23 protein-coding genes are annotated in these 26,230 nt (G+C 70.6%); 13 read left to right on the top strand and 10 right to left on the bottom strand.

The annotated features are described in order from the left end of the window. Positions 1-18: 18 nt before the first annotated feature. Genes AB0E94_RS08095 through AB0E94_RS08080 form a run of 4 tightly spaced genes read right to left on the bottom strand, consistent with a single transcriptional unit; the run spans position 19 to position 8,141 of the window. The gene (locus AB0E94_RS08095; protein WP_360323846.1) at positions 19-2,934 is read right to left on the bottom strand and encodes a glycoside hydrolase family 2 TIM barrel-domain containing protein; all 2,916 of its coding nucleotides are present in this window, start codon (positions 2,932-2,934) and stop codon (positions 19-21) included. Beyond that, entirely contained in the window at positions 2,927-6,004 is a 3,078-nt protein-coding gene (locus AB0E94_RS08090; RefSeq protein ID WP_360323844.1) for a glycoside hydrolase family 38 C-terminal domain-containing protein, read from the bottom strand. Before AB0E94_RS08090 ends, AB0E94_RS08095 begins: the two co-directional genes overlap by 8 nt. A gap of 50 nt (positions 6,005-6,054) precedes the next feature. Beyond that, a complete protein-coding gene (locus AB0E94_RS08085) occupies positions 6,055-7,395 on the bottom strand; it encodes a 6-phospho-beta-glucosidase (protein WP_360323842.1) in 1,341 nt (446 codons plus the stop codon). After that, positions 7,392-8,141 (bottom strand): DeoR/GlpR family DNA-binding transcription regulator, encoded by a 750-nt coding sequence (locus tag AB0E94_RS08080; protein WP_360323840.1) that lies wholly within the window; start codon positions 8,139-8,141, stop codon positions 7,392-7,394. The genes AB0E94_RS08085 and AB0E94_RS08080 overlap by 4 nt, the downstream gene beginning before the upstream one ends. A 227-nt stretch (positions 8,142-8,368) precedes the next feature. On the opposite strand from AB0E94_RS08080, the gene AB0E94_RS08075 reads away from it, so the two are divergent. From AB0E94_RS08075 to AB0E94_RS08060, 4 genes are read left to right on the top strand one after another with little or no spacing between them, the layout of a single operon-like run. Continuing rightward, positions 8,369-9,337, top strand: coding sequence for a PfkB family carbohydrate kinase (locus AB0E94_RS08075; protein WP_360323838.1), 969 nt, complete (start codon positions 8,369-8,371; stop codon positions 9,335-9,337). A gap of 43 nt (positions 9,338-9,380) precedes the next feature. After that, positions 9,381-10,670: an extracellular solute-binding protein gene (locus tag AB0E94_RS08070; RefSeq protein WP_360323836.1), complete on the top strand. Its 1,290-nt coding sequence runs from the start codon at positions 9,381-9,383 to the stop codon at positions 10,668-10,670. Beyond that, a complete protein-coding gene (locus tag AB0E94_RS08065) occupies positions 10,667-11,572 on the top strand; it encodes a sugar ABC transporter permease (protein ID WP_360323834.1) in 906 nt (301 codons plus the stop codon). The genes AB0E94_RS08070 and AB0E94_RS08065 overlap by 4 nt, the downstream gene beginning before the upstream one ends. Positions 11,573-11,581: 9 nt before the next feature. Then, a complete protein-coding gene (locus AB0E94_RS08060; RefSeq protein WP_360323832.1) occupies positions 11,582-12,391 on the top strand; it encodes a carbohydrate ABC transporter permease in 810 nt (269 codons plus the stop codon). Between the two features lie 21 nt (positions 12,392-12,412). Here AB0E94_RS08060 and AB0E94_RS08055 read toward each other — a convergent pair whose 3' ends face one another. Beyond that, entirely contained in the window at positions 12,413-13,600 is a 1,188-nt protein-coding gene (locus AB0E94_RS08055; RefSeq protein WP_360323830.1) for an acyl-CoA thioesterase/bile acid-CoA:amino acid N-acyltransferase family protein, read from the bottom strand. A gap of 149 nt (positions 13,601-13,749) precedes the next feature. Between AB0E94_RS08055 and AB0E94_RS08050 the strand changes: the two genes are divergently transcribed. Together AB0E94_RS08050 and AB0E94_RS08045 are read left to right on the top strand one after the other, a co-directional pair. Continuing rightward, the gene (locus AB0E94_RS08050; protein WP_360323828.1) at positions 13,750-14,244 is read left to right on the top strand and encodes a hypothetical protein; all 495 of its coding nucleotides are present in this window, start codon (positions 13,750-13,752) and stop codon (positions 14,242-14,244) included. Between the two features lie 201 nt (positions 14,245-14,445). Beyond that, positions 14,446-14,952: an RICIN domain-containing protein gene (locus AB0E94_RS08045; RefSeq protein ID WP_360323826.1), complete on the top strand. Its 507-nt coding sequence runs from the start codon at positions 14,446-14,448 to the stop codon at positions 14,950-14,952. Between the two features lie 66 nt (positions 14,953-15,018). On the opposite strand, the gene AB0E94_RS08040 is transcribed toward AB0E94_RS08045, so the two are convergent. Further along, complete coding sequence (locus AB0E94_RS08040) at positions 15,019-15,642, bottom strand: response regulator transcription factor (protein WP_360323824.1); 624 nt, start codon at positions 15,640-15,642, stop codon at positions 15,019-15,021. 102 nt (positions 15,643-15,744) lie between these two features. Here AB0E94_RS08040 and AB0E94_RS08035 point away from each other — a divergent pair, with 102 nt between their 5' ends. Both AB0E94_RS08035 and AB0E94_RS08030 read left to right on the top strand, forming a co-directional pair. After that, a complete protein-coding gene (locus tag AB0E94_RS08035; protein WP_360323822.1) occupies positions 15,745-16,092 on the top strand; it encodes a hypothetical protein in 348 nt (115 codons plus the stop codon). After that, complete coding sequence (locus AB0E94_RS08030; protein ID WP_360323820.1) at positions 16,089-18,014, top strand: histidine kinase; 1,926 nt, start codon at positions 16,089-16,091, stop codon at positions 18,012-18,014. The genes AB0E94_RS08035 and AB0E94_RS08030 overlap by 4 nt, the downstream gene beginning before the upstream one ends. Before the next feature lie 35 nt (positions 18,015-18,049). Here the strand turns inward: AB0E94_RS08030 and AB0E94_RS08025 are convergent, their stop codons facing one another. Together AB0E94_RS08025 and AB0E94_RS08020 are read right to left on the bottom strand one after the other, a co-directional pair. After that, positions 18,050-18,841 carry an SAM-dependent methyltransferase gene (locus AB0E94_RS08025; protein ID WP_360323818.1) on the bottom strand — a complete coding sequence of 264 codons (792 nt, stop codon included), beginning with the start codon at positions 18,839-18,841 and terminating at the stop codon, positions 18,050-18,052. Positions 18,842-18,936: 95 nt separating this feature from the next. Beyond that, on the bottom strand, positions 18,937-19,356 hold the full coding sequence (locus AB0E94_RS08020; protein ID WP_360323816.1) for a helix-turn-helix domain-containing protein: 420 nt from the start codon (positions 19,354-19,356) through the stop codon (positions 18,937-18,939). 39 nt (positions 19,357-19,395) lie between these two features. On the opposite strand from AB0E94_RS08020, the gene AB0E94_RS08015 reads away from it, so the two are divergent. The 4 genes from AB0E94_RS08015 to AB0E94_RS08000 all read left to right on the top strand — a co-directional run bounded on the left by AB0E94_RS08015 (position 19,396) and on the right by AB0E94_RS08000 (position 22,881). Then, positions 19,396-20,226, top strand: a complete 831-nt coding sequence (locus AB0E94_RS08015; RefSeq protein ID WP_360323814.1) for a class I SAM-dependent methyltransferase — start codon at positions 19,396-19,398, stop codon at positions 20,224-20,226. 179 nt (positions 20,227-20,405) lie between these two features. Next, complete coding sequence (locus AB0E94_RS08010; protein ID WP_360323812.1) at positions 20,406-21,197, top strand: SDR family NAD(P)-dependent oxidoreductase; 792 nt, start codon at positions 20,406-20,408, stop codon at positions 21,195-21,197. A 57-nt stretch (positions 21,198-21,254) separates the two neighbouring features. Then, on the top strand, positions 21,255-22,313 hold the full coding sequence (locus AB0E94_RS08005) for a hypothetical protein (RefSeq protein WP_360323810.1): 1,059 nt from the start codon (positions 21,255-21,257) through the stop codon (positions 22,311-22,313). 7 nt (positions 22,314-22,320) lie between these two features. After that, positions 22,321-22,881, top strand: a complete 561-nt coding sequence (locus AB0E94_RS08000; protein ID WP_360323808.1) for a hypothetical protein — start codon at positions 22,321-22,323, stop codon at positions 22,879-22,881. A gap of 207 nt (positions 22,882-23,088) precedes the next feature. On the opposite strand, the gene AB0E94_RS07995 is transcribed toward AB0E94_RS08000, so the two are convergent. Next, positions 23,089-23,667 (bottom strand): hypothetical protein, encoded by a 579-nt coding sequence (locus tag AB0E94_RS07995; RefSeq protein WP_360323806.1) that lies wholly within the window; start codon positions 23,665-23,667, stop codon positions 23,089-23,091. A 174-nt stretch (positions 23,668-23,841) separates the two neighbouring features. Between AB0E94_RS07995 and AB0E94_RS07990 the strand changes: the two genes are divergently transcribed. After that, entirely contained in the window at positions 23,842-25,506 is a 1,665-nt protein-coding gene (locus tag AB0E94_RS07990) for a discoidin domain-containing protein (RefSeq protein WP_360323804.1), read from the top strand. On the opposite strand, the gene AB0E94_RS07985 is transcribed toward AB0E94_RS07990, so the two are convergent. After that, positions 25,497-26,219: a nucleotidyltransferase domain-containing protein gene (locus AB0E94_RS07985; protein WP_360323802.1), complete on the bottom strand. Its 723-nt coding sequence runs from the start codon at positions 26,217-26,219 to the stop codon at positions 25,497-25,499. The genes AB0E94_RS07990 and AB0E94_RS07985 overlap by 10 nt on opposite strands. Positions 26,220-26,230: the final 11 nt, after the last annotated feature.

Raw genomic sequence — 26,230 nt, 5'->3', positions numbered from 1 at the left:
CCACCGCGCGGCGGGTGGTCAGGTCAGGGTCCACTCCCAGTGGTAAGTGTCCGCTTTGAGCAGGTACTGGGGGAGGGTGTCGGGGCCGCATGAGGCGGTGCCGAGGCCTCGGTGGGCCGCGTCCAGGTGGATCACGGTCTCGGGCCGGGGGATCAGCTCGTCGTGGTGGGTCGCCCGGTCCAGGTCGGCGGCGGTGAAACGGGTGACGCTCACCTGCCGGGGCTGGTCCATGGTCAGTTCCACGGCGGGTAGGTCCGGACCGGTCAGGCGCAGTCGCCGGACCCCGTGCCGGCCGCCGCTCTCCTGCGGGCGCAGATACGGAGTGAACGCGTCGTCGATCCGGCAGGAGTGCTCACCGACCGGGCCGCCGGCGTGGCGATCCGGGTAGGTGTCGCGGGGACCATGCCCGTACCAGGACATCGACTCAAGGCCGGGTCCGAGATGGAAGACCGTCCCGACCCGGGGCACGTCGTCGAGCCCCACGGGCAGCGTCACCTCCTCCTGAACGCAGATGACCGGCCCGAAATCCCGGCTCGTCTGCCGGTGCAGCACCAGCCCGGCGGCAGTCTCGTACACCGCGTCGACGACCGTACGGTCCGCTTCCCGCCGGATCGCTGTCACCCGCCGCACCGGGTCGGCAAGACCGAGCCGCAGCCACCGTGCGGCCGACCCGCCGATCCGGTCGTTGTCGGTCGGCGCCCGCCAGAGGCTCAGCCGGGGCGCGGCAGCGAACACGGCATGAACCAGCAGGCCGTCGTCGTCCACTTCGGCGGGCCTGCTGTTCCCGGTCGCGCCGGACCGCCTCGCCAGCGTCCGCTGCTCCGGCCGGAGCCGGACCTGCGGCCGGGCGATCTCGGTCCCGGCCGGCGCCCACGGCTGGTCCGCACCGACGGACACGCGGAGGGTGAGCCACTGCTCGGCCTCCGGGTCGCCGCCGCTCGCCGGGGCCGGAATCACCGCCTCCTGCCTGGGTCCGAGTTCCGGCAGCGTCAGGGGCAGCAGCGAGCCGTCCAGTTCCCAGGCCGCGTTCAGCCAGCCGAGATCACGGAAGGCGCTGCGGTTGACGATCCGCACCTTCCCCTCCCCGGCGTCGGACAGCCGGATCGGGGAGGCCAGTTCCCGATGTTCGTCCATCGCCGGTTTCGGGGTCCGGTCCGGGAAGACCAGGCCGTCGGCGCAGAACGTGCCGTCGTTCGGGCTGTCACCGAAGTCGCCGCCGTAGGCCCAGCGGTACCCCGATTCGGCCACACCATCCGTCCAGTGCTCGCTGCTGGACGGACCGGCCGGCCGCCCGTCGGAGAGCCGTTGCAGGATGCCGTGGTCCCAGAACTCCCAGACGAACCCGCCTTGCAGTCCGGGGGTGGTCTCGATGGCGGCCCAGTGATCGGCGAGGGTGCCGTTGCTGTTGCCCATGGCGTGCGAGTACTCGCACATGATCAGTGGCCGGTTCTGCTCACCGGAGCGGGCGTGCTCGACGATCTGCGCCAGGGTCGGGTACATCGGGCAGACGATGTCGCTGCCGGTCAGCCCGCCGGTCCAGTCGTCCTTGATCGCCCCCTCGTACTGCAACGGCCGGGTCGGGTCGGCGCGGCGCAGCCATCCGGCCGCCGCGTCGTGGTTGGCCCCGTAGTCGCTCTCGTTGCCCAGCGACCAGATGATCACGCTGGGGTGGTTGCGGTCGCGGGACACCATCCGGGCCACCCGGTCGACGAAGGCGGGCAGGTAGCGCACGTCGTCGGCGATCTCGTGGGCGTGGTCGTGGGCCTCGATGTCGGCCTCGTCGACGACGTACAACCCCAGTTCGTCGGCGAGGTCGAGCAACACCGGGTCGTTCGGGTAGTGCGAGGTGCGGATCGCGTTGAACCCGTGCCGCTTCATCAGGACCAGGTCGGCGCGCATCTGCTCGGCGGTGACGGTTCGCCCGGTGCGGGGGTCGAAGTCGTGCCGGTTGACGCCGCGGATCATCACCCGCACCCCGTTGACCAGCAGGTCCCGCCCGGCGATGGCGACAGTCCGAAAACCGATCCGGATCTGTGTACGGTCCAGCTCGGCCCCGCCGGCATCGTGCAGGACGACGTCCAGCGTCGACAACGCCGGTGTCTCGTCCGACCAGGGCACGACATCCGGGACGACGGTGGAGAACCGCGGTTCGGCCCACCAGTCGGACACCCGGTCCACGTCGATCTGCCGCTGTTCGTGGGCGGTGTCCAGCGGCACCGGCCGGCCGTCGAGGGTGACGGTGACCCGCCAGCCGCCGGGCAGCACCGGCCCGGTGCCGAGGACCCGCACGTCGACCCGCAGACTCCCGTCCCGATCGGCGACGGTCCGCAGGTCACCCAGATACGTGGGGCCGGTGCTGTACAGGAACACCGAACGGGTCAGCCCGGCGTGCCACCACTGGTCCTGGTCCTCGATCGCGGACGCGTCCGACCACTTGACCACGGTCAGGCGGACCGTGTTGGTCTCGCCCGGCCGTACCGCCGCGGTGATGTCGAACTCGCTGGCCAGGTGCGAATCCTTGCCCCAGCCCACCTCGACGCCGTTGACCCGGGCCAGCAGCACGCTCTCCGCCGCTCCGACGTGCAGCACGATCCGGCGGCCGGCCCACGCGGCGGGCACGTCGACGTCGCGCTCGTACACGCCTGTCGGGTTGTGTTCCGGCAGCCGCAGCGGCGCACCCGGCCAGGGCATCGTCACGTTGGTGTAATGCGGCAGGTCGGCACCGCCGGCCTCCTGCACGGTCCACGCGCCGGGGACCCGGATCCCGGTCCAGTCGTCGCCGGCCGCCTGCTCCGGGTGGTCGAGGAGCTGGAACCGCCAGGTGCCGTCGAGGGGAAGGCGCCGGTCTGATCCGTCGAGGTCGCGCCGGATGGCGTGTGCGGTGACCCGCCGCCAGCCGGTGATCTCCGGGGTGTCCCAGATGCGGTCAGCCACGGCGCAGCCGGAAGGTCTGCACCTCGAACGCGCGCAACCCGAGCACGACCTCCTCGCCGTCGAGCGTGACGGGTTCGTCGACAGGCCGTTCGAGCAGGTCGGTCCGGACCACGCCGGCCAGCGCGAACCCGGTCCGCAGCCGGCCGGCCGCGCGGGCGCCGAGCGACTCGTAGAGGCGCACCACCACGTCACCGGAACCGTCGTCGGCCAGTTTCACGGCCTCCACGACGATCGCGTCGCCGCTGGTCTCGATCAGCGGCGCGACGGCTGCGCCGCCGCCGGCGGCACGCAACGGCAGGTTCAGCGCATAGGCCTCGGCGATGGCGGTGGAGATGTCAGAGCCGGGCACGATGGCGTACGTGAACCGGTGGCGGCCCTGGTCAGCGTCGGGGTCGGGGCTGCGTGGTGCGCGGAGCAGGCTCAGCCGTACCGTCGTGGTGGTCCCGCCTTTGATCCTCGTCTCCCGTCGGGAATCGTGACCGTAGGTGGAGTCGGTCAGCAACGCCACGCCGTAGCCGGGTTCGCCGGTGTGGATCCACCGGTGCCCGCTGACCTCGAAGCGGGCCGCGTCCCAGCCGGTGTTGGTGTGGGTGGGCCGGTGGACGTGACCGAAGGGGATCTCGGCGGCCACCCGGTCGGCGTGCACGTCCAGTGGGAACGCCGCTTTCAGGAACTTCTCCCGCTCGTGCCAGTCGGCGTCGGTGACGATGTCGACGCGCCGGCTGCCGGCGGTGAGCCGGATCGTCTGGGTGATGGTGGAGTCGCCGTGGCTGCGGACCACCCGGACCGCGGCCAGCAGCGGCCCGTGGTCGGTGAGCGTGACCTCGTCGGCCTTGTCCAGATCGGTCGACTGGTGTGCGTAGTGGCGTTCGACGTCCCACGCGTCCCACTGGCTCGGCCGGTCCGGGTGGATCTGCAGCAGGTTGCCGGGGCCGGCCAGGGCCTCCCGCCCGCTGGTGTGGTCGACGACCGAGCGAAGCAGCCCGGCCTCGTCCACCACCACCCGGACCAGGCCGTTGTCCAGCACGATGCCGCCGCCGTCACGTTCGGTGGTCACCGGGGCGCCGGCGAACAGGCCCGCGGTGGGCGGGGCGGCAGCGCCGGCCGCGACGTCCACCGCGACGGCCCAGCGGCCATCGGCGAGTTGCTGTGCCTGCGCGGACTCACCGGTGACGACCGCTACCTCACGGCGTGGCCGGGGACTGGTGTTCAGCAGCAGATGTCCCGGCTCGCCGCCGATCTGCGAGGCCGCTTTCGCCACCAGGACACCGAGTTCCTCGGCGACCCGGGCGTAGGTGGCCTCGGCCTCGCGGTGCACCCAGGCGATCGAGCTCCCCGGCAGGATGTCGTGGAACTGGTGCAGCAGCACGGTCTTCCACAGCCGGTCCAGCTCCTCGTACGGATAAGGCGCTCCGGTCCGTACCGCCGCGGTCGCCGCCCACAATTCGGCCTCGCGCAGCAGGTGTTCGCTGCGCCGGTTGCCGGCCTTGGTCCGGGCCTGGCTGGTGTACGTCGCCCGGTGCAGTTCCAGGTAGAGCTCCCCGGACCAGACCGGGGCGTCCGGGTACTCGGCCTGCGCCTTGGCGAAGAACTCGTCCGGCGGCTCGATCTCCACCCGGGGCGCGCCTTCGAGGTCGCGGAACCGGCGGGCGCGTTCCAGCATCTCGCGGGTGGGGCCGCCCCCGCCGTCACCGTGCCCGAACGGCGCGAGCGACCGGGTGGCCCTGCCTTTGTCGGCGAAGTTGCGGACCGCGTGCGCCAGCTCGTCGCCGGTCATCGCGGCGTTGTAGGTGTCGATCGGCGGGAAGTGCGTGAAGATCCGGGTCCCGTCGATGCCCTCCCACCAGAACGTGTGATGCGGCAGCGGGTTCGACTCGTTCCACGACAGCTTCTGGGTGAGGAACCACTCCATCCCGGCGAGCCGCGCCAGCTGCGGGTAGGCGCCGTTGTAGCCGAACGAGTCGGGCAGCCAGACCCCCTTGGTCTCCACCCCGAACTCGTCGAGGAAGAACCGCTTGCCGTGGACGAGCTGCCGGGCCAGCGCCTCGCCACCGGGCAGGTTGCCGTCGGCCTCCACCCACTGCCCACCGACCGGCACCCACTGGCCGGCCGTGATCGCGTCCCGGATCCGCTGGTAGACGGCCGGATAGTGCTGCTTGACCCACGCGTACTGCTGGGCCTGGGAACACGCGAAGACGAACTCCGGGTACTCGCTCGCCAGGGCGGTCACGTTGGCGAAGGTGCGCGAGGTCTTGCGGATCGTCTCGCGCAGCGGCCACAGCCAGGCGCTGTCGATGTGCGCGTGCCCGACCGCCGACAGGGTGTGCGCGCTGGCGTGTGCCGGCCGGGACAGCACCTGCGCCAGAGCCGCCCGCGCGGCCGGAGCGGCCACCGGCACCGGATCGGCGTCCAGCAGATCCAGGGCCCGTTCCAGGGCGCGCAGGATCTCGTGCCGGCGCGGATCGGTGACGGCGAGTTCGAGCATCAGCTCGCGCAGCACGCTCAGGTCCAGGCCGAGGTGCCAGACCTCCTCGTCGAGGACGGCCAGGTCGGCGGCGGCGAACCGGTACAGCGGCCGGTCCCCGGCGGTCAGCTTGTCGCCGAGCGGGGTCGGCTTGAATCCGTCGGCCAGGATGTCCGGGTTGGCGGCCGCCTCCAGCAGCAAAGTCACCTTCGAAGACCCGGGCGGCGGTACGACGTACTGGTTCTGCGGGTTGATGGCCTTGATCGGCGTCCCGTCCGCGGCGTACACCAGAGCCTCGGCCTGGTTGCCCGGCCAGTCACCGACGAAGCCCAGGTCGAAGACGGCCTCGACCCGGCGACCGGCCCACGACGGCGGTATCTCGCCCTCGGCCCGGAACCAGGTCGTCGACCAGGGCCGGCCCCACGGGCTGCCGAGCGTGAACGGCTCGTAGCCGGCGGTCAGCGCCTCGGCCACCGGGACCGGCTCGTCCGGCACGTGCCAGGCGGACAGCCGCAGCGGGATCCGCTCGCTGTACGCGGCGGGCAGGACGCGCTCCTTGAGCACCCGGTCGAGACGTCGTTCGACCAGGGTCCGGTCGTCGTGCATGTCCGTTCTCCTAGGGTCTGTTTCGTGAGGGGGCAGGAGCGAGGCGAGCCCTAGCTCAGGTAGCCGAGTTGCGGCAGCTGCTGCTGGTATTCGTCGAGCAGGCGCCGGGCCACGGCGACCGAGTCGACCAGCGGGTGCACGGCGAAGGCCCGCAGCGCCGCCCGCCGGCTGCCGGTGGTCGCCGCCTCGATGACCGCCCGCTCGACCGCCTTCACACTGGCGACCAGCGCGGCCGCGTGATCCGGCAGCGGGTCCACGACGGTGGCCCGGGCCCCGCCGGCCCCGACCGTGCAGGGCACCTCGATCACGGCGTCCTCGTCGAGACCGGGCAGCGCGCCCTGGTTACGGATGTTCAGGATCAGGGTGGCCCGCTGGTCCAGCGCGATCGCCCGCATCAGCGCCAGAGCGATCTGCTCGTAACCGCCCGACTCCAGGTCGCTCTCGTCGCGGTCCCCGGCGCCTGCTGCGTCCCGGTTCTCCGCCATGTAGGTGGTCTCCCGCTCCAGCAGGGTGGACTGCCAGGCGGCCAGGGCGCCGGTGTCGCAGCCGGCCACCGTGGCGTAGAAGCGGCTCTGCTGATCGAGCAGGAACGAGCCACGGGTCTGCGCGGCGCCCTTGGTGGCGGCCACCCCCTCCCGTCCGAAGTAGTAGTAGTGCAGGTACTCGTTCGGGATGGCGCCGAGCGTGCGGATCCAGTCGGCGCCGAAGAGCTTGCCCTCCTCCAGCGACAGGAGCGCGGTGTCGTCGGCGAGCAGCCGGGGGAGCAGGTCGACGCCGTCCACCTCGGCCCGCCGCAGCCAGCCGAGATGGTTGAGCCCGGCGTAGTCCAGCCGGACCCGCCGCGGGTCGGCGCCGAGCGCCCGGGCCACGCGTTTACCCAGGCCGGCGGGGGAGTCACAGATGCCGATCACCCGGTCGCCGAGGTGGCGGGACATCGCCTCGGTGACCATGCCGGCCGGGTTGGTGAAGTTGATGACCCAGGCCTGCGGCGCCACCGCGGCGATCCGCTCGGCGATGTGCAGGGCGACAGGCAGAGTCCGCAGGCCGTACGCGACTCCGCCGGCGCCGACCGTCTCCTGCCCGAGCACCCCCTCGGCGAGCGCCACCCGCTCGTCGATCACCCGGCCTTCGAGACCGTGCACCCGGATCGCGGAGAACACGAAGTCGGCGTCCCGGATCGCCTCGTCGAGATCGGTGGTGGTGTCGACCACCGGGGCGTCGGGCACCCCCTCGGCCTGCTCGGCGAGCACCCGGCCGATCGCGGCCAGCCGCCCCGCGTCGAGATCGTGCAGGGTGACCCGGGTGACCCGGCCGGGCTCGTGGTCGGCGAGCAGCGCCCGGTAGACCAGCGGAACCCGGAAGCCACCGCCCCCGAGGATCGTCAGTTTCATGCGGTGAGCACCTCCACGCCGGCCTCACGCAGGGCGGCACACGTCGTCGGGTCGGCGTCGTGGTTGGTGACCACGACGTTCAGATCGTCCGGCCCGCAGATGCGCGCCACACCGGAACCGGGGAACTTGGCCGCGTCGGCCACCAGCACCACCTGGTCGCTGGCGGCGATCATGGCGCGCTTGATCGGCACCTGGATCACCGTCGTGTCGACGATCTGCCCGTCCGGCTTGATGCCGCTGGTGCCGAGGATCAGCCGGTCGGCGTGCACCTGGCGCAGGTTGTCCTCGGTGAGGAAACCGACCACGCAGCGGTAGTCGCGGCGCACCACCCCGCCGAGCAGGATCAGTTGCACGGTGGGGTCGTCGGCCAGCTCCTCCTGGACGGCGAGGCTGCTGGTGATGACCGTCAGCGACCGGCCGTGCAGCAGTTTCGCCACCTGGTGGGTGGTGGTGCCGACGTCCAGCAGCACGGTCTCGCCGTCTCTGATCAGCTCGGCACACCGTCGCGCGACGGCCTCCTTCTCCACGGTGCGCACGGCGGCGACCTCGGCGAACGGGTCGTCGGCGTCCTGCACCAGGGCGGCGCCGCCGTGCACCCGGCGCAGCAGGCCCTGGTTGTCGAGCATCAGCAGGTCACGGCGGATCGTGGCCTGGCTGGCACCCAACCGGTCGGCGAGCGTGACCACCGACAGCGGGCCGTCGCGGAGGCCTCGCAAGATCAGATCGTGTCGTTGCTGCTGAAGCATGCGCTGAGCCTACACAGCAGATTCGATCATTTCCATGCTCACTTTTGATTGACTATTGATAAAAACGATCGGCTGTTCCACGATCGTGCTTACCTTTGCAGACATCAGCGCGAAACCTCGGGGTCGTCACCCCCAGGCCGTCACCTCGGGGTCGTCACCCCGGGCCGTCACCCCGGGCCGTCACCCCGGGCCGTCACCCCGGGCCGTCACCCCGGAAAGGAGCCGTCGTGGAAGCCCACCCCGCGTCCACTCCGGTCACCGACGTGTTCCTGTCCGGACTGCTCTTTGTCGACGTCGTCTTCAGCGGCCTGCCGAAAGCCCCGGCTCTGGGCACCGAGACCTGGGCGACCGGCTTCGACACCGGCCCCGGCGGCATCGCCAACCTCGCCGTCGCGGTCCGCCGCCTCGGCCTGCACACCACCCTGGCCGCCGCCTTCGGCGACGACTTCTACGGCAACTACTGCTGGGACGCCCTCAGCGCCGGCGAGGACATCGACCTGTCCCGCTCGCGCCGCTTCCCGGGCTGGCCGATGCCGGTGACCGCGGCCCTGGCCTACGACGGTGACCGCGCTCTGATCACCCACGAGCAGCCCACGCCGATCACCTTGAACGAGATGATCGGCGAACCACCCGCCTGCCGTGCGGCGATGGTGCACCTCGGCCAGGACCCACCCGGCTGGCTGGCGCCGGTCTCCGCGGCCGGCGGACTGGTCTTCGCCGACGTCGGCTGGGATCCGGCCGGCCGCTGGCCCGAGGAACTGCTCGACCTGCTGCGCCAATGCCACGCCTTCATGCCCAACGAGCACGAGGCGATGGCGTACACCCGGACCTCGACACCACAGGCGGCCCTGGCCCGGATCGCCGAACTCGTACCCCTCGCCGTGGTCACCCGCGGCGACCGGGGAGCACTCGCGATCGACGCCACCACCGGCGAGGTCGCCGAAGTCCCTGGCCTGCCGGTCGACGCCGTCGACACCACAGGCGCCGGCGACGTCTTCGGCGCGGCGATGATCGCCGCCACCCTCGCCGGCCGCCCGCTCGCCGACCGGCTCCGCTTCGCGAACCTCTGCGCAGCCCTGTCCGTCCAGGGCCTGGGCGGCGCCAACTCGGCGCCCGACCGGCCCCGGCTGCGGCGCTGGTGGCAGGCCGCCCCACTTGATCTTCGACACGAGTACAGCTTTCTGGAATCCCTCTGATCCTCCCCTCAGTTTGTCGTCCCTCAGTTTGGAAGGAATCACCATGACCCTTTCCCGACGCCACTTCCTCCGGTACGGCACCGCCGGCCTCGCCGCCGTGGCGATTCCCGGTCTCGCCGCTTGCACCTCCAGCACCGCCACCACCGGCTCGACGGACGCCGGGACCACCGCCCTCTGGTACTGGGGCGACGGCCTCAGCGACAAGGTGGTCGACGCCGCCAAGACCCAGTTCGCCTCGCAGACCACCCTGGAACCCACCAAGGTCGGCGGCGACTTCAAGCAGAAACTCACCACCACCCTGTCGTCCCGGCAGTTCGTCCCCGCCATCACCGGCATCAAGGGCGAGGACATGGCCAACTTCCGGGCCAACGCCGACCAGTTCGCCGACCTCAACGAATACGGGTTCAAAGACCTGTCGTCGCAGTACCTGGAGTGGAAGGTCAAGCAGGCCACCACCGCCGACGGCAAGGTCATCGGCTTCCCCATCGACATCGGCCCGACCGGCATGTTCTACCGCGAGGACGTCTTCGCCAAGGCCGGCCTGCCCACCGACCCGGCCGCGGTCAGCGCACAACTCACCAGCTGGGACGCCTTCTACGACGCGGCCGTCGCCGCCAAGGCCAAGGTCCCGGGCACCTTCCTGGTGATCAACGCGGGGGCCATCTTCAACCTGGTCATCGGGCAGGGCACCAAGCGTTTCATCGACGAGAACAACACCTTCATCGGCGACCAGCCGCACGTGAAGGCCGCCTGGGACCTCGCGGTGAAGGCACACACCCTGGGCATCTCCGCCAAGATCGAGGACGGCTCCGCCGACTGGACGGCCGGCATCACCAAGGGCACCCTGCCGTCGATCATCGGCGCCGCCTGGGCCGGCATCGACATCCGCAACAACGCCGCCGACACCTCCGGCAAGTGGCGGGTCGCCTCCGCACCCGGCGGGCCGGGCAACTTCGGCGGCTCGTTCCTGGCCATCACCAAACAGGCCGCGAACCCGCAGCTCGCCTTCGACATCGTCAAGTGGATCCTCAGCCCGGAGAACGCCGCCAACAACTTCACCGACGCGTCACTGTTCCCGGCCAGCCCCGCCACGTACACCTCGGCCGCCCTCACCACCGGCGACCCGTTCTTCGGCGGCCAGAAGACCATCGACGTCTTCGGCCCGGCCGCCCAGAAGATTCCCATCGCGTACGAGGCAGCCGCCGACGCCGCCGTCTCCGCCCCGTACTTCAACCAGCTCGGCAACGTCGAACAGGGCCAGAACGCCGACGAGGCGTGGGCCGCCGCGATCAAGGAAGCCAAGCAGATCGGCGAGCGACAGGGCGTCAAGTGACCACACGCGCGAGGGCACTGCGGTCGGCCTGGCCGCAGTACCTGGCCATCTCACCGTTCTACCTGCTGTTCACGGTGTTCCTGCTCGGGCCGACGCTGTTCTCGCTGTACCTGGCGTTCCACAGGTGGGACGGCATCGGCGAGATGCAGTACGTCGGACTCGACCAGTTCCGGTACCTGATCGACGACCAGACGTTCTGGCTGTCGGTCCGCAACACCCTGATCATCTGGGTCCTGAGCACCGTCCCGATGCTCTTCCTGGCCCTGGTGCTCGCGGCCCTGCTGAACAACACGAAACGCCTCGTCGGCTTCTACCGGGTGGCCCTGTTCATCCCGAACATCACCTCGGTCGTGGCCGTCGCCATCGTCTTCGGCGCGCTGTTCGCCACCAACTCCGGCCTGGTCAACATCACTCTGCAAGGCATCGGCCTGCCCGGGGTGCCGTGGCTGACCGACTCCTGGGCCATCAAGATCGTGATTGCGATGCTGATGACCTGGCAGTGGACCGGCTACAACGCGCTGATCTACCTGGCCGGCATGCAATCCATACCCAGCGAGCTGTACGAGGCGGCGAAGATCGACGGCGCCGGGCCGGTACGCGCGTTCTTCTCGGTCACCGTCCCGCTGCTACGGCCGATCATCCTGTTCACCGTGGTGGTCTCCACCATCACCGGCATGCAGAGCTTCACCGAACCGCAGGTGCTGTTCGGCAACAACTCGGCGGTCAACGCCAACTCCGGCGGCCCCGGCCAGGCCGGCCTGACGATGGTCCTCTACTTCTACCGGACCGCGTTCGGGCAGAACGACTACGGATACGGCGCCGCCATCGCGTGGGCGGTGTTCCTGATCGTCATGGTGTTCACCATCCTGAACTGGCGCCTCGTGCAGCGCCGGGCCGACTGAGGGGGCGCTGTGCGCAAGATCCTGCTTCATGCCAGCCTGGGCGTGGCGGTGCTGCTCTCGCTGTTCCCGTTCTACTGGACCGTGGTGATGGCCACGAACACCACACAGGACGTGTTCCGCAACCCGCCGAAGCTGACGATCGGCCCGCACCTGCTCGATAACGTCCAGCAGGTGCTGAAAAGCGTCGACCTGATCGCGCCCATCGTGAACACCGTCCTGGTCGCCGTCTGCACCACGATCCTGGTGCTGTTCTTCGACTCGCTCGCGGCGTTCGCCTTCGCGAAGTACGACTTCCCCGGCCGCAAGGTGCTGTTCGGCCTGCTCCTGCTGATGTTCATGGTGCCCACCCAGCTGGCCCTGATCCCGCAGTTCGTGATCATGGCGGACCTCGGCTGGGTGGGCACCCTCAAAGCGCTCGTCATCCCGGCCGCCGCCAACGCGTTCGGCATCTTCTGGATGCGGCAGTACATCAGCAGCGCGGTCCCCGACGAGATGCTCGACGCCGCGAAACTCGACGGCGCCGGCTTCTTCCGCATCTACCGCAGCGTCATCCTGCCGGTGATCCGCCCCGGCCTGGCCTTCCTCGGCATCTTCACGTTCATCGCCGCCTGGAACGACTACGTCTGGCCACTGATCGTCCTGCTCGATCCCAACAAGGTCACTCTGCAGGTGGCGTTGTCCCAGCTCAACGTAGGCCTCAAACAGGACTATTCGGTGCTGATGGCGGGCGCGCTGATCGGCGTACTCCCGCTGGTCTTGATGTTCGTGCTCTTCGCCCGGAACTTCATCGGAGACGCCGTCAAGGGAGCCGTCAAATAGCCACCACCCGCCGCCCGGCCGTCAGGGTGCTGCGAGCATCGCCAGCACTGCGGGCCATCCGTCCACCCGTGCGCGTTGATCGTCTGCGCGGGTGCCGCCGAAGCGGAGCTGTCCCGTGGCGACGCCGGTGGGAACGTACGGGAAGGTGCCGACGACATGTCCGGCCTTCGGATAGATCAGGATCTTGGTGTCCGGGCGCCGCTCCTGCAGCCGTTTCGCCGACCCGGCCGAATCCCACAGCTGATCGTCGCCACCGGCGATCGCCAGCAGCCCGCCGGAGATCCTGTCGACCGGGATGGGCCCTTGCGGCACCGGCTTGCCCCGATGGGTCCAGGCCGGCCGGTCCTCGTAGGGATAGCCGGCATGGACGACGTCGCTGGGTGCGTAGACGACCACCCCGTGCACCAGGTCGGGGAAGTGCTGCCCGACCAGGAGCGCCGCCTCGCTGCCCCGGGAATAGCCGATCACCGAGACCGGTCCGCCGCCGGTCTGCGCCGCCAGGTGCCGGAGCGCCGTCGCGAAATACTCCAGCGGGACCCGTTCCAGCGTCGCCGGTAGTCCCGGCGCGTCGAAGTAGGCCAGCGCCATCGCCGGGTGCCCATGCGAGGCGAGTTGGGCGGCCTCCCAGAGTTGACTGCTACCGCCTTCCGAACCACCGAAAATCAGGACCGGCCGCCGGACCTGGCCCTCCGCCGACGGCAGATAGATGTCGGCGACGAGTCCGTCGGTGTCCACCCGCTGGTGGGTGACGCCTGCACCGAGCCACTGTCGTCGCGCGACGGCCGTCGCGGTGGCGCCGCTCGCCGCGGTCGCCGTCAACCGCACTTCGGAAGGGCCCAGCTCGGGGCGGGCCGGGGCCAGAAAGCTGGTGTCGGGGTCGGCGCCCTCCGGCGCCATCGACCAGAACAGGCCCATCCCGTCCACGCCCTGGTAACTGCCGCCCGTCGAGGGGGCCGCGTCCAGGTCGGCGACGCCGGTCCGGTCGGCGTGCACCACCGCGGTGCCACGCCAGGTGATGTTGTTCCGGTCGGTGGTCTCCGAGCGGATCGTGACGGCGCTGCCGGCGGCCAAACCTGTCACCCGGATCCCTACCCGCTCGTCGGCGAGCGTGACCGCGGCATCCACGGTCAGCACGGGATGCTCGTCCGGCGCTGAGCAGGCCGGGAGAGTGGCGAGCAACAGAACTACGGCGATGGCACGACGAAACATCCGGTCAAGCTAATCGATTCGATGGGAACGATCATCCCCGCCGGGAGCCGGACCGGGTCGACAGGTGCTAACTTCTACAGCCTGTAGAAGTTGGTGGGCTGATCGAGGGATGTGGGCGCCCGGCGATGACGGCGACTCTCGGTGATCTGTTGCTGGTCTTCCTGGCTGACCGGCCGGGTACCTCCTACGACCTGCAACAACGCCACCTGCAGACCTTCGGCTCGCGGCGGGCTGTCGACGTGACCCGGATCGGCATCGTCTTGAATCGCCAGGAGAGGGTCGGCTACGTCCGTACTGCGGCCGTCGCTTCGCCGGGTACGCGACGGGTGTGCACGTTGACCGATGCGGGCCGCCGCCGGCAGCGGACCTGGATGCTGGAGGTGCCACCGGCCCTGAGCGAGGCGGAGGTGATCGACCGCGTGTTGCTGGCCATGACGGCGGGAGACCGCGCGACCTTCGACACCGTCGTGGCCGCTTGTCTCGCAGTGCTGCAGTCGGCACCATCGCCGCCAGATCTGGACCCGGCGCCGGTGGTGTCGGCCCGGCACGCTCGCGCCGAACTCGAGGAGATCAGGACGGCCTCCGTCCTGACGTGGCTACGACGGCTCGGCGACCGGCCGCGAGGGCGCGACATCGCGGCCTGAGCCGGCCCGGCAGCGTGGCGTCCGGATGTAGTCCTCACTCGTGACGGATCCGCCGGCCTGCCGGAGCACGTAACGAGCAGCGTGGCATGGCGTCGATGCGCCGGGCGGAATTCCCGTCCGGGGCGGGTCGGTGGCCCTCGTCCCGGGATATCCGGCCCCGAAAGCTGAAGGCCGGAACGACGACCTACGAAGGGACCACCCGTGCGAAAGCGTCCAATCCTGACCGCACTCGGCAGCATCGTGGCACTCGCCACCAGCATCCTCGCGTTCCCGGCGGCGGCCATGGCGGCCAACCCCTCCCAGATCACCAACCCGATGCAGACCGTCTGCCTGGAGCCCCAGGGCAAGTCGATGGATCGAGGTGTGCTGATCCTGCAGGCGCCCTGCGACGGGTCGGCTGCGCAGCGCTGGACCCGGGACGGACTCCACTACATCAACCTCGGCAGTGGCCTGTGCCTCTCCGCCGGCCACGTCCCCACCGAAGCCGGCCACATCCAGACCAGCCAGTGGCCGTGCAACCGCAACAGCGAGTTGAACTGGGAGTCGGGGTCCTCGGTGCCCGGTGCCGTCACGACCCTGATCTCGCGGATCTCCGGCACCCGCGACAAGTGCCTCGAGCTGCCCGGGGGATTCCCCGCCGCCGGCAACGGTGCGTGGCTCAGCAGGTGCAACGGGCAGCTCGCCCAGCAGTGGCTCATCCCCGGCTAGAAACCGTTCAGAGGACGAGCGCGCAACGGCGCGCTCGTCCTCTGACTGCGGGCCTGGTGGATCTGGTCACCGGACCAGCCCGGCCCGGTAGGCCATCAGGACCGCCTGGGAACGGTCACGGGCGCCAACCTTCGTCAGCACGGCGGAGATCTGGTTGCGCACCGTCTTCTCGGCGATCGTGAGCTCCTCGGCGACAGACCGGCTGCTGTGCCCGTCGGCAAGCAGCAGGAGCAGGCGCAGCTCCCGGGGATTCAACGCGTCGAACGGCGCCGGCGGCCGCCCGGAGTCACCGCGCGTGACGCCGGGTCCGAACACGCTGCCGCCTGCCGCCACGGTCCGCGCCGCCGCCACGATCATCTCGGGCTCGGCGTCCTTGAGCAGGTAGCCGCCGGCGCCCGCGTCCAGCGCCGAACTCACCGCACGGCTGTCGGCACTCATCGACAACACCAGGCAGGGGCAGGCCGGACTGGCCCGGGCCAGCCGGCGGACCAGGTCGGCGCCGTCGCCGTCCGGCAGGCGCAGGTCGACGATGGCCAGGCCGGGGAGGTGCGTGTCGGCGGCCTGCCGGGCCTCGGCCAGGGTGCCCGCCTGGCGGACGTCGCTGACCCAGGGCTCCAGGGTCAGCAGTGCGGCCATGCCACGCCGTACGACGGGATGGTCGTCGACAACCAGGACACTGCGGGACGACATGGTCCGGAAGTCTAGGGTCCGGTAGCCCAGCCGGACCCGCGATCGGTCGGAAAGCTTACCGATGCGTTGTTACGTCTCACATCGCGTCATGAGGATGAGCCGATGCAACCACAAGCAACGAAACCCACGAATGTCGTCATCGTCCTGGACGGCACCGACGAGGCGCAGTCCTGGGTGGACATCCTCGTCGTCCAGGCGCGGTCCGGGGTCGGTGACTGGCCGCACGCGCACCCGGCCATCCCGCCGAGCCGGATCACCATGTCCGAGCTGAACTCCGCCATCGCGCGCTTCTTCGTCATGGACGGCCGGCCCTGGTCGGTACCGAGCGACGGGTACCCGCCGCTGGGCACGCCCGGGCACCCGGTGGCCGACCCGCACCCCGGCGACCCCGGCAACCGGGGCACACGGAGCCACAACCTGCTCCACAGCCTCCTCGGAGACTTTCATTGACCGAGACCGGTGCCGTGACCCGGCCGGCCGTCCGGCTCGCCTGGGCGGTGGCGTCGGCGTCCGCGGTCCTGCTCGCCGTCGGCCTCTCCGCCACCCTGCTGGACCTGGGCGCCGGCCTGCCCACGGAGCGGTCGGACTGGCTGCTGGCGTTGCTCTGCACGCCGCTCGGGGTGCGGGTGGCGGTGTATGCGCCCGGCAACCCCTGCGGCTGGCTGCTGAGCGGCGTCGGCCTGCTCGCCTCGGGCACCCTCGCCACATCGGTCGATGACGCCGGCCCGCTGCTCTGGACCCGGGAGTGGCTGTGGTGGCCGAGCACCGGCCTGCTGATCCTGATCCTCCTGCTGTTTCCCGACGGTGCCGGCACCTCCCGGTTGCGGCGCTGGGCGGCCCGCGCCGCGGGCGCGGCCACCGTCGCCGGCACGGTGGCGCTGGCGCACCTGGCGGCCCGTGCGCCCGCCGGTTTCCTCGACGACCCGGTCCGGGTGACACCCGGCTGGGACACCACGGTCCTGCTCGCCGCGCTGCTCGTGCTCGCCGGATCGGCGCTGCTCGCGCCGGGCCTTCTGGTGGCCCGGCTCCGCCGCGAGCCGGCCGGCCGTCGCGGCCCGCTGATCTGGGCCGCCGGCAATGCCGTCCTGCTGTTGACCGGGCTCGTCCTGGACACCGTCGCCGGGATCCCGCTGACCTGGCTGGCCGTGGTGGTGGCGGTGCCGGTCGCGACAGTCGTCGGCGTGGTGCGCTACCACCTGTACGACATCGACCTGCTCGTGCACCGGTCGGTGTCGTACGGCCTGTTCGCCTGCCTGGCCATCGCCGGCTACACGGCCGTCGTCGCCGTCGCTGCCCGGCTGCTGCCGGGCGCGGCCCCGGTCGTGGCGGCGGTGGCGGTGGTCGCCCTGCTGCCGCTGCGCCAGCGCATCGACGCCCTGGTGCGCCGGGCCTTGTACGGGCTGAGCGCCGACCCGTACCGGCTGGCCGAAGCCCTGAGCCGCCGGATCGGTGCGGCCCGCACGCCGGACGAGGTGCTCCGCGCCGCCGTCGAGGTGATCGGCACCGGCTTCCGGGCACCGTACGTGGCGATCCACCTCGACGACCGGTCGCCGGCCCGGAGCACGACGGGTCGCCGCCGGGACTGGCCGGTGTCGACTGTCGCGCTGGTCCACCGAGGTGCGCCGGCCGGCCGCCTGGTGGTCCAGCCCAAGGGCCCCGACGAGCCGTGGAACCGGCGGGAACGGACCCTGCTCGATCACCTGGCCGGTCAGCTCGCGGCGTCGGCCGCTTCGGTGCGGCTGACCCATGAGCTCCAGGCCGCCCGCGAGCGTCTCGTGCAGGCGCGGGAGGAGGAGGTCGTGCGGCTGCGGGACGACCTCCACGACGGGGTCGGACCCTCGCTGTCCGGTGCCCGGATGCTGGTGAGCGCCGGCCTGGCGGGTGGCGGGACGGCCGACGGCCGGGCCAACCTGCAGCAGATCGGCGACTGCCTGACCGACGCCGCGGAGGAGATCCGCCGGCTGGTGGACGGGCTGCACCCGCCGCCGGCCCTGCAGCAGGGGCTCGCGGCGGCGCTGTCCCTCGTGGCCCGGCGACACGAGACCGGTGGGCCGGTCATCGACCTGCGCGTCGACGGCGAGCTGGCCGACGTGCCGTCCGCCGTCGCGGTGGCCGTCTTCCGGCTGGTCGACGAGGGTCTGCTGAACGTCGTCCGGCACGCGTCGGCTGGCCACGCGTGGGTGCACGTGCGGCGGGTCGGCGCAGAAATGCGGGTGGTGTTGGACGACGACGGCGTGGGCGGCGCGACGAGCACGCCGGCCGGTGTCGGCCTGGAGTCGATGCGGCGCCGCTGCCAGGATCTCGGCGGCACGTTCCGGATCGCCGACCTGCAACCCGGGACCAGACTGTCGGCGGTCATCCCGCTGCCCTGACCCGGCACGATGGAGAGCTCGCCGGCCGGGTCGATTCAGGGCTTTCGGCCGACCGCGACGAACTCCGACACCACGTCGGTGATGCCGGGATTGTGCGGGTCCGGCCGCCACGCCGTACAGGTGACGACTCCGGGGTCGAGAATTTCGAGGCCGTCGAAGAAAGCGCTGATCTCCTCAACGGTACGGGTCCTGATCGGAGCGGCGCCGCTCTCGTTCCACTGCCGCATCGACTCCTCGACAGCAGGGCCGTTGACCACCGTGGTCGGATGGGAGATCAGCAGGTGGCTGCCGGACGGCACCGCCTCCACGAACCGGGTGACCACCGCGTGGGCCTCGGCGTCGTCGATGACGAAGTTGAGGATGCCGGACAGCACGACGGCGATCGGCTGCGTGAAATCGAGCGTGCCGGCGGCCGTACGCAGGATGGTCTGCGGGTCGCGTACGTCTGCCTCGAGGTATGTCGTGGCTCCTTGCGGGGTGCTGGTCAGCAGTTTCCGGGCGTGGATCAGCACCAGCGGGTCGTTGTCGGCGTAGACGATCCTCGCCTCGGGGGCGACGGCCTGAGCGACCTCGTGCGTGTTGTCGGCGGTGGGCAGCCCGGTGCCGACGTCCAGGAACTGGTGGATGCGTGCCTCGCCGGCCAGGAACCGGACGGCCCGCCCGAGGAACTGCCGGTTCGCACGGGCCGACAGCACCAGTTCGGGCATCAGCGCGACGGCGTATTCGGCTGCCTCGCGATCGACGGCGAAGTTGTCCGTGCCGCCGAGTAGGTAGTTCCAGACGCGCGCCGAGTGCGGCACGGTCGTGTCCACCTGCGGGTCTGTCATCGCGGATGCCTCCTGCGTCCGGCGGATCGGGCGGAGCAAGGGTGGCGCCGCGATCACCGTACTGGCCGGGTGCCTGCGGCGCAGCAGCGTCTTTCTCAAGACCTGCCCCGGGGCGCCGTCGGCGATCGGCGGTGCGCGTTGCTCAGGATGCGCCGGAACGTCGGGCATTCGAGATGGCTGGTGGCGGGGCAGGCGGCGGCGTGGCGGAGGCCGTCGCGCAGCACGCGCAGCCGCCGGATGGTCCGGTCGAGTTCGTCGGCGCGGTCGCTCAGCAGCAGGCGGTCGATACGCGGTGTTCCGTCGGGGGCGAACATGCCGGCGATGTCATCGAGGGAGAAACCGGCCTGCCGCCCGATCGCGATGAGCGCCAGCCGGTCGATGACCCCCGGGTCGTACTGACGGCGCAGCCCTCGCCGGCCGGCGGCGGCGATCAGGCCCTTCTCCTCGTAGTAACGCAGTGTCGAGGCGGCGACGCCGGTGCGTTCGACCACCTCGCCGATGTCCAGGTGTGTCACTTTGACCTCAAGTCGGCTTGAAGTGAAAGCCTAGCTCCCATGAACGACACCGAGAGTCAGGCAGCCCGCTGGAACGGGCCCGCCGGCAACGCCTGGGCCGACTCGCAGGAGCTGGTCGACGAGTTGTTCCGCCCGATCGAGCGCCTGCTGGTCGAGTCCCTCCCGCCGGGGCACGTGCTCGACGTCGGCTGCGGAACCGGCAGCACCACGGTCGCGGCCGTGCAGCGGCCGGGCGGGGGAAGCCACGCGACCGGCATCGACATCTCCGCCCCGATGCTCGCCGCCGCGCGGGCCCGCGCCGAACGTGCCGGGGTTGCCGGCGAGGTCGGTTTCGTCGAGGCCGACGCGCAGGACCACCCGTTCGAGGCCGGAACGTTCGACACGGTGATGTCGCGCTTCGGCGTCATGTTCTTCTCCGACTTCGTGCGCGCGTTCACCAACCTGCGCCGGTCCGGCGCGCCGGGCGCCGGCCTACGCATGATCGTCTGGCGCGACATCACGGAGAACCCGTACATGAGCGTGGCCGAGACCGCCGCTCGGCCGCTGCTGCCGGACATGCCGGTCCGGGATCTGCGCGCGCCCGGCCAGTTCGGGTTGTCCGACCCGGATGTCGTCAACGGGATCCTGCGTGACAGCGGCTGGACCGGCATCAGCGTCGACCCCGTCGATGAGGTGTGCCGACTGCCGGAGAGCGAGCTGGTCGGCTACTTCACCCGGTTCGGCCCGGTCGGCCTGGCCTTGAACGGGGTCGACGCCGACACCCGGGCCAGGGTGATCGACGTCGTCCGGCCCGCGTTCGACCCGTTCGTCGACGGCGCCGACGTGCGCTTCACCGCGGCCTGTTGGCTGGTGACGGCACGGGCGTCGTAGTCGAAACCCGGACCGGCGGTCAGGTCTCCGGCGCGGATGAGTCCCGCAGGTGAATGTGCGCGCGGTCTGCTCATCGGCTGCTCATCGGCGCGCGGCAACCTCATGTCGAGGCGCTGCCGGATGTCCCGGCAGGTCTCGAGGCCCGGCTCCGGCCGGGTCACCGCACATGAGGAGAGACCATGGATCTACAGCTCACCGGCAAGACCGCGTTCATCAGCGGATCCAGCCGCGGCATCGGGTACGCGACCGCGAAGGCACTGGCCGTCGAGGGCGCCGCCGTGATCCTCAACGGCCGTGACCCGGGGAAGCTGGCGGAGGCGGTCGAGGCGCTGCGACGTGCGGTGCCCGGCGCGCCGGTCAGTGGTCTGCCGGCCGACTTCTCGGTCACCGGGGACGTCGACCGGCTGTGCGATCAGCTCCCGGACGTCGACATCCTGGTCAACAACGTGGGGCTCTTCGAGCTCAAGCCGTTCGAGAAGATCACCGACGACGACTGGCGGCTCTACTACGAGGTCAACGTGCTCAGCGGCGTCCGGCTCGCGCGGCGGCTCCTGCCGGCCATGCTCGAACGGGGGTGGGGCCGGATCGTGTTCGTCAGCAGCGAGTCAGGCGTCGACATCCCCGCCGACATGATCCACTACGGCACGTCCAAGACGGCGATGCTGTCGGTGGGCAACGGCCTGGCGAAGCTCACGAAGGGTACGGCGGTGACCGTCAACTCGGTGCTGGGCGGCCCGACGTACTCCGACGGTGTGGCCCGGACGGTCCAGATGATCGCCGACGCGCAGTCCCTGTCCGAGGAGCAGATGAAGGCGGCGATCATCGGCGCCAACCAGACGACGCTGCTGGGCCGCTTCATCGAGCCGGACGAGATCGCGAGCGCGGTCACCTTCATCACCAGCCCGCGTGCGTCGGCGATCAACGGAACGGCGGTCCGTGTCGACGGCGGTGTGCTGACCACGGTGCTGTGACCCCCGAGTATCACCCCTACAGTTATGCCCGTCCGCCGACGGGAGGGGAGGGCGTCGATGGCTGTCGAGCTGGGGCCGTTTCCGCTGTGCCCACGGTGCCAGGAGACCAACGGTGGGCTGGTGGCCGTACGCCATCGGCAGGTCCATGTTGAGATCGCCGGCAAGCAGGCGTGCGTCGACCAAGGACTGGCCGGTGTCATCGCCGCGCTGTGGCCGGTCTGCGACACCCGGAGCTGCTGCGAGGACGACGACGGGCGGGCGTACGTCGTGCCGACTTCCGAAACCACCGACGCAGCCGAGGCAGCCCTGACGGGTCTGGGGCTCACCGTCGAACGGACCCCGGAGGGCGTCCTCCACTTCACGCTGCCCGACCGGCAAGCACCGGTCCGGACCGAGCCGGACTCGAACCTGCCCGGCGGCAGTCTGCTGGCGGCGATGGCCGGCGCCCGGACCGCCGTCGCCATTGCCGCCGCCCGGCTCGACGAGAACACCGAGGGGATCGGGCATCCGCGGGTAGTCGAGGCCCGCGAGTTGCTGGCCGGTGCGAGGGAAGCGCTGACCGCGGCGATGCACCGGCGGGTGAGCCTCTTCCGTGGCGGTTGGGGGGCGCTGCGTCCCGGTGGGGTCGTCATTCAGGTCGGCCTGCTGGCGGCGAGTTGCTGGCTCGGGGCGCGGGCGGCCGGTGCGGTTTCGGGCGGGTCCACGCCGTGGACGATCGTCGGCGCGGTCGTCGGGTTCGCGGCCATCGCCTGGCCGATCATCCACCTGACCAGCGTTGCCGAGACCTGGCTCGGTTCGTGGACGGTGGCGTGGCTCCTGCGCCGGCGTGGTCGAGCGGTCGCCGACGCTTTGCCGGTCACCGAACCGGCGGGCGTCCTGGCTCCTCTCGACGTCCGGATGGACGACGTTCGGGCTGCGATCGCGGTGGCGCGATCGAGGGTGGCCGCGCTGGCCACCGGCTACCTGTCGACTCGACGGCCAGTGCCGGCCACCACACCGGCGTTCGTCTGGATGCGCGACCGCGATCTGGAATGGCGCTCCATCGCCATGGCCGACCTGTCGCTGCGGCAGGCGTCCGACGCCATCCGGCTCTGGTCCGAGTTTCCGAGAGGGTGATCAGCAGTTGACGGACTATCCACCTGCCAACAGTGAGATCGCCGAGCGGCTCCAGCAGATCGCCGACCGGTCGCGGGAACTGATCATTGACTTGCAGCGCCGGTCCTGGGCCGGCGGCGAAGCCTTCGACGTGGAGATCGCCAACCTGTCCCGGGCGATCGGACACCTGCACCGGGCCGCGAAGGCCCTCGGCGTGGTGGAGTCACCGGGGCGAAGCGCGCTGACCGTCGCCGCGGCAAGTTCGGCAGCGTTCATCCTGACCTCCGCCGGGGTGCTCCTGCTGGTTCCCGAACCGGGCCAGCCGGTGAGCATCGTGATGGCGGTCATCGCGGGATGGTTCGTGGCGGAAGCCGTCGGGCGTGTCGGCGTCAGTTCGTCGTGGCGTCGGATCACCGCAGCTCGCGACGCACCGGACGACGATCAGGCTCCGGTACACGCCCGCATCCGGCGGATCCAGACGGCAGTCGACGAGATCCATTCCACGATGGCCACGGGCACGGACCCCGCCGAGGACGTCCGACACGCACGCGGCTGGCTGGCCCTGGCGACGGAAACCGTCCCTGGTTGATCGGCAGAGCGCGTCGGCATGTGGTGAAAACCACGAGGCCGGCCGACGATGATGAGCCCGCGTTCTGACTCGCGCTTCTTTGCGTTCCGCTTCCTTGGAGGTGGATTGGGTATCGGGTTCGGGCTGAGGCCGGTATCGGCGGACGGCGGGGTGGCGGTGGCGTGACGGGTGACTCGTTCCGGGTAGGTACGGATCACCGGTATGTCGTCATGCGAGCGGCGGCAGGTTGAGGATGTCGCGTTCGATGATGACCAGCTGCCGGCGCAGCGCGTCGGGGCCGATCGTGAACGGCGTGGCCCGCAACTCCTGGCGGGTCCGGTTCATCACCAGATGCGGGTGCACGGTGCCGTCCGATTCGACCCGCACAGTCCACAGCAGATCGCTGCCGGGCGTGCTGTTGAAGCCGGGCCCGGAGATGACAACCATCGACATGCCGTCGTCGTCGACGACCACGTCGCCCTGATCGACCTCGTCGCTCTCGCCGAGTGCCGCCTCGTGCGCCTGCCGCTGCGCGGGGGTGGCGTCCCAGAACGCCTGATCACCGACGAAGGCCCAGTGCACGAACCGCAGCACCTGCCGCAGGCTGGACGGATCCGCCGGCGAATCGGCCTGGTCGGTGAACAGCGTGCGGTCCAGATGAGTGAGCCGCATCGGGTCGTAGCCGGCTGAGGTGTACGGCACGCCCCACACGACGGGGTTGCCCGGCAACACGTTGAACGCCGCCGCGGACACCACGAGGAAGCCGTCCTCCCGGTGCGGGTGGTAGCGAATCTCTCCCGGCCGCATGCCTGATGCTCGCACGCGAGCCGGCGCCGTCCCGCACGCGCGCGGCTCCTATTCAGTCTTTTCCATCATGTGTTCAACTTATTTCAGAAAGCCATCCAACTGTTGCGACTCCATGTCCGATGCTGTCACGATGACCGTCGATCCCTCCCCGTCCCCGGATCGGCTGGAGTCCCCATGGCAGTCACTCGTCGTACCCTGCTGTCCTCGGCCGCCCTCGGCCCGCCCGCCGCGGCCCTCGCCGCCGCCGCACCGGCTCGGGCCGCGTCGCCCGTCGGTGACGTGGTCGGCAAGGTCAGCGTCGGCTACCAGGGCTGGTTCGCCTGCCCGGGCGACGGCGCGCCGATCGGCGGCTGGTGGCATTGGAGCCGCGACCGCTTCCAGCCGCCGTCACCTGCCAACACCACCATCGTGTCCTGGCCCGACCTGCGCGATTTCACGCGCACCTACCCGACGGCGTACCCGAATCTCGGCGACGGCCGGCCCGCCGCCCTCTTCTCGTCCTACGACCAGCAGACCGTGGAGACCCACTTCGACTGGATGCGGACCTACGGCATCGACACCGCCGCGCTGCAAAGGTTCAACCCGGCCGGCGACGAGGGCCCGACCCGCGACGCGATGACCCGGAAGGTGCGCGCCGCGGCCGAGCGGACCGGCCGCAAGTTCTACATCATGTACGACGTCACGGGCTGGACGAACATGCAATCCGAGCTGAAGACCGACTGGACGACGAAGATGTCGGCACACACCGCGTCCAGCGCGTACGCGCGGCAGAACGGCAAACCCGTCGTCTGCGTCTGGGGGTTCGGTTTCAACGACGACGGCCGCCCGTTCACCCCGGCCCAGTGCCTCGACGTGGTCGAATGGCTGAAGGCCCAGGGCTGCTACGTCATCGGCGGCGTGCCCACGTATTGGCGCGAGGGCAGGAACGACAGCCGGGCCGGGTTCCTCGGCGTCTATCACGCCTTCCACATGCTGTCGCCGTGGATGGTCGGCCGCACCGGCGACCTCGCCGGACTCGACTGGTTCGCCACCAACGTCAACACCGCCGACCAGGCGGACTGCACCGCGAACGGCATCGACTACCAGCCCTGTGTGCTACCCGGCGACCTGTCCTCCGGGCACCGCCGGCACGGCGACTTCTACTGGCGCAGCGTCTACAACATGGTCCGGCTGGGCGCCCAGGGCCTCTACGTGTCCATGTTCGACGAGTTCAACGAGGGCAACCAGATCGCCAAGACCGCGGAGACGGCCGCGTCCGTGCCGGCCGGCGCCGGGATCCGCGCCCTCGACGAGGACGGCACCTTCTGCTCCGCCGACTATTACCTGCGCATCACCACGGACGCCGCAAAAATGCTCAAAGGCCAGATCCCTTTGTCTTCCGTACGCCCAACGCAGCCGACAACCGCAACCACCCCGCCGCCGCAACCGGCAGGTGATCTCGCCGCCGGCAAGGCGGTGAGCGCGAGCAGCCAGGTCCAGGTCTACGGGCCGGGCAACGCGGTCGACGCGGACCCGAACAGCTACTGGGAGAGCGCGAACAACGCGTTCCCGCAGTGGATCCAGGTGGACCTGGGCGCGGCAGTCACGGTCGGGCGCGTGGTCCTGAGAGTGCCGCCGTCGTGGGGCGCACGCACACAGACCCTCGTCATTGCGGCAAGCACCGACGGATCCACCTTCACCACGCTCTCCCCGGGCGCCGGGTGGACCTTCAGCCCCACGACCGGCAACACGGTGACGGTCACCTTCCCGGCTGCCACCACCCGATACCTGCGGGTCACGGCGACCGCGAACTCCGGGTGGCCGGCCGGGCAGCTGTCCGCCCTCGAGGCCTACCGGTGAGGTGCCGGAGTTGCGGCTCGGCTGGTCGTGCGGCGGGCGTCCCACCAGGCGACGAGAGCTGTTCGCAGCCGGGGTGAAGCGACCTGGTGTCCGTGCCGCCGGGCCCGTAGCTGGTCGATCAGCCACGCGGGGGCGTACGCCTGCTCGATCGCCTGGCTCTTGGTGAGGAGCTCGCCGGTGCGCAGGGCGTGCCGGCCGCGGGCCATGGAGGTCAGACCCAGATCGGCGATGACCGGATTCAGCCACATCCACGGACGCCGTGCCGCCCACGCCCAGTACCCGGTGAGTTCCGCGCGGGCGGCCTCGCGGACGTCGTCGTCGGTCATCGCCGGCAGGATCTCGCACGGCGGACGTCCGAAGACGGGATACCCGTGCCGTACGAGCTCGGCCCTGGTGATCCCGGACAGGATGCGCTGCACGAGCAGCCCATGGGTCCAGGTCGGATGCGGGACACCGGCGTCGGCGGCCTGTCCGGTGTCGACGTAGACGCAGCCGAGGTCCATGCCTGCGGCCGCGCCGGCGTCGAGGTGCCGGTGCAGATCCACGAGCGCCGACTGCCGGGGTGCGTCGACCGGCCCGTCGACGAAGGCGACCAGGTCGAGGTCGCTGACCCCGGAAAGGTAATCACCGGTGGCCAGGGATCCCGCGACCTGCAGGTCGGTGACCCATCCCAGTGCTTCGAGCCGCCGCCCGAACTCCACGACAGCCGGCAACGAGGTGACCA

Origin of the sequence: Actinoplanes sp. NPDC026670, from assembly GCF_040638175.1 — a bacterium.
Taxonomy (GTDB): Bacteria; Actinomycetota; Actinomycetes; order Mycobacteriales; family Micromonosporaceae; genus Actinoplanes.
Note: the sequence above shows the minus strand (reverse complement) of the source record. Positions and strands in the feature narration are given on the sequence as shown.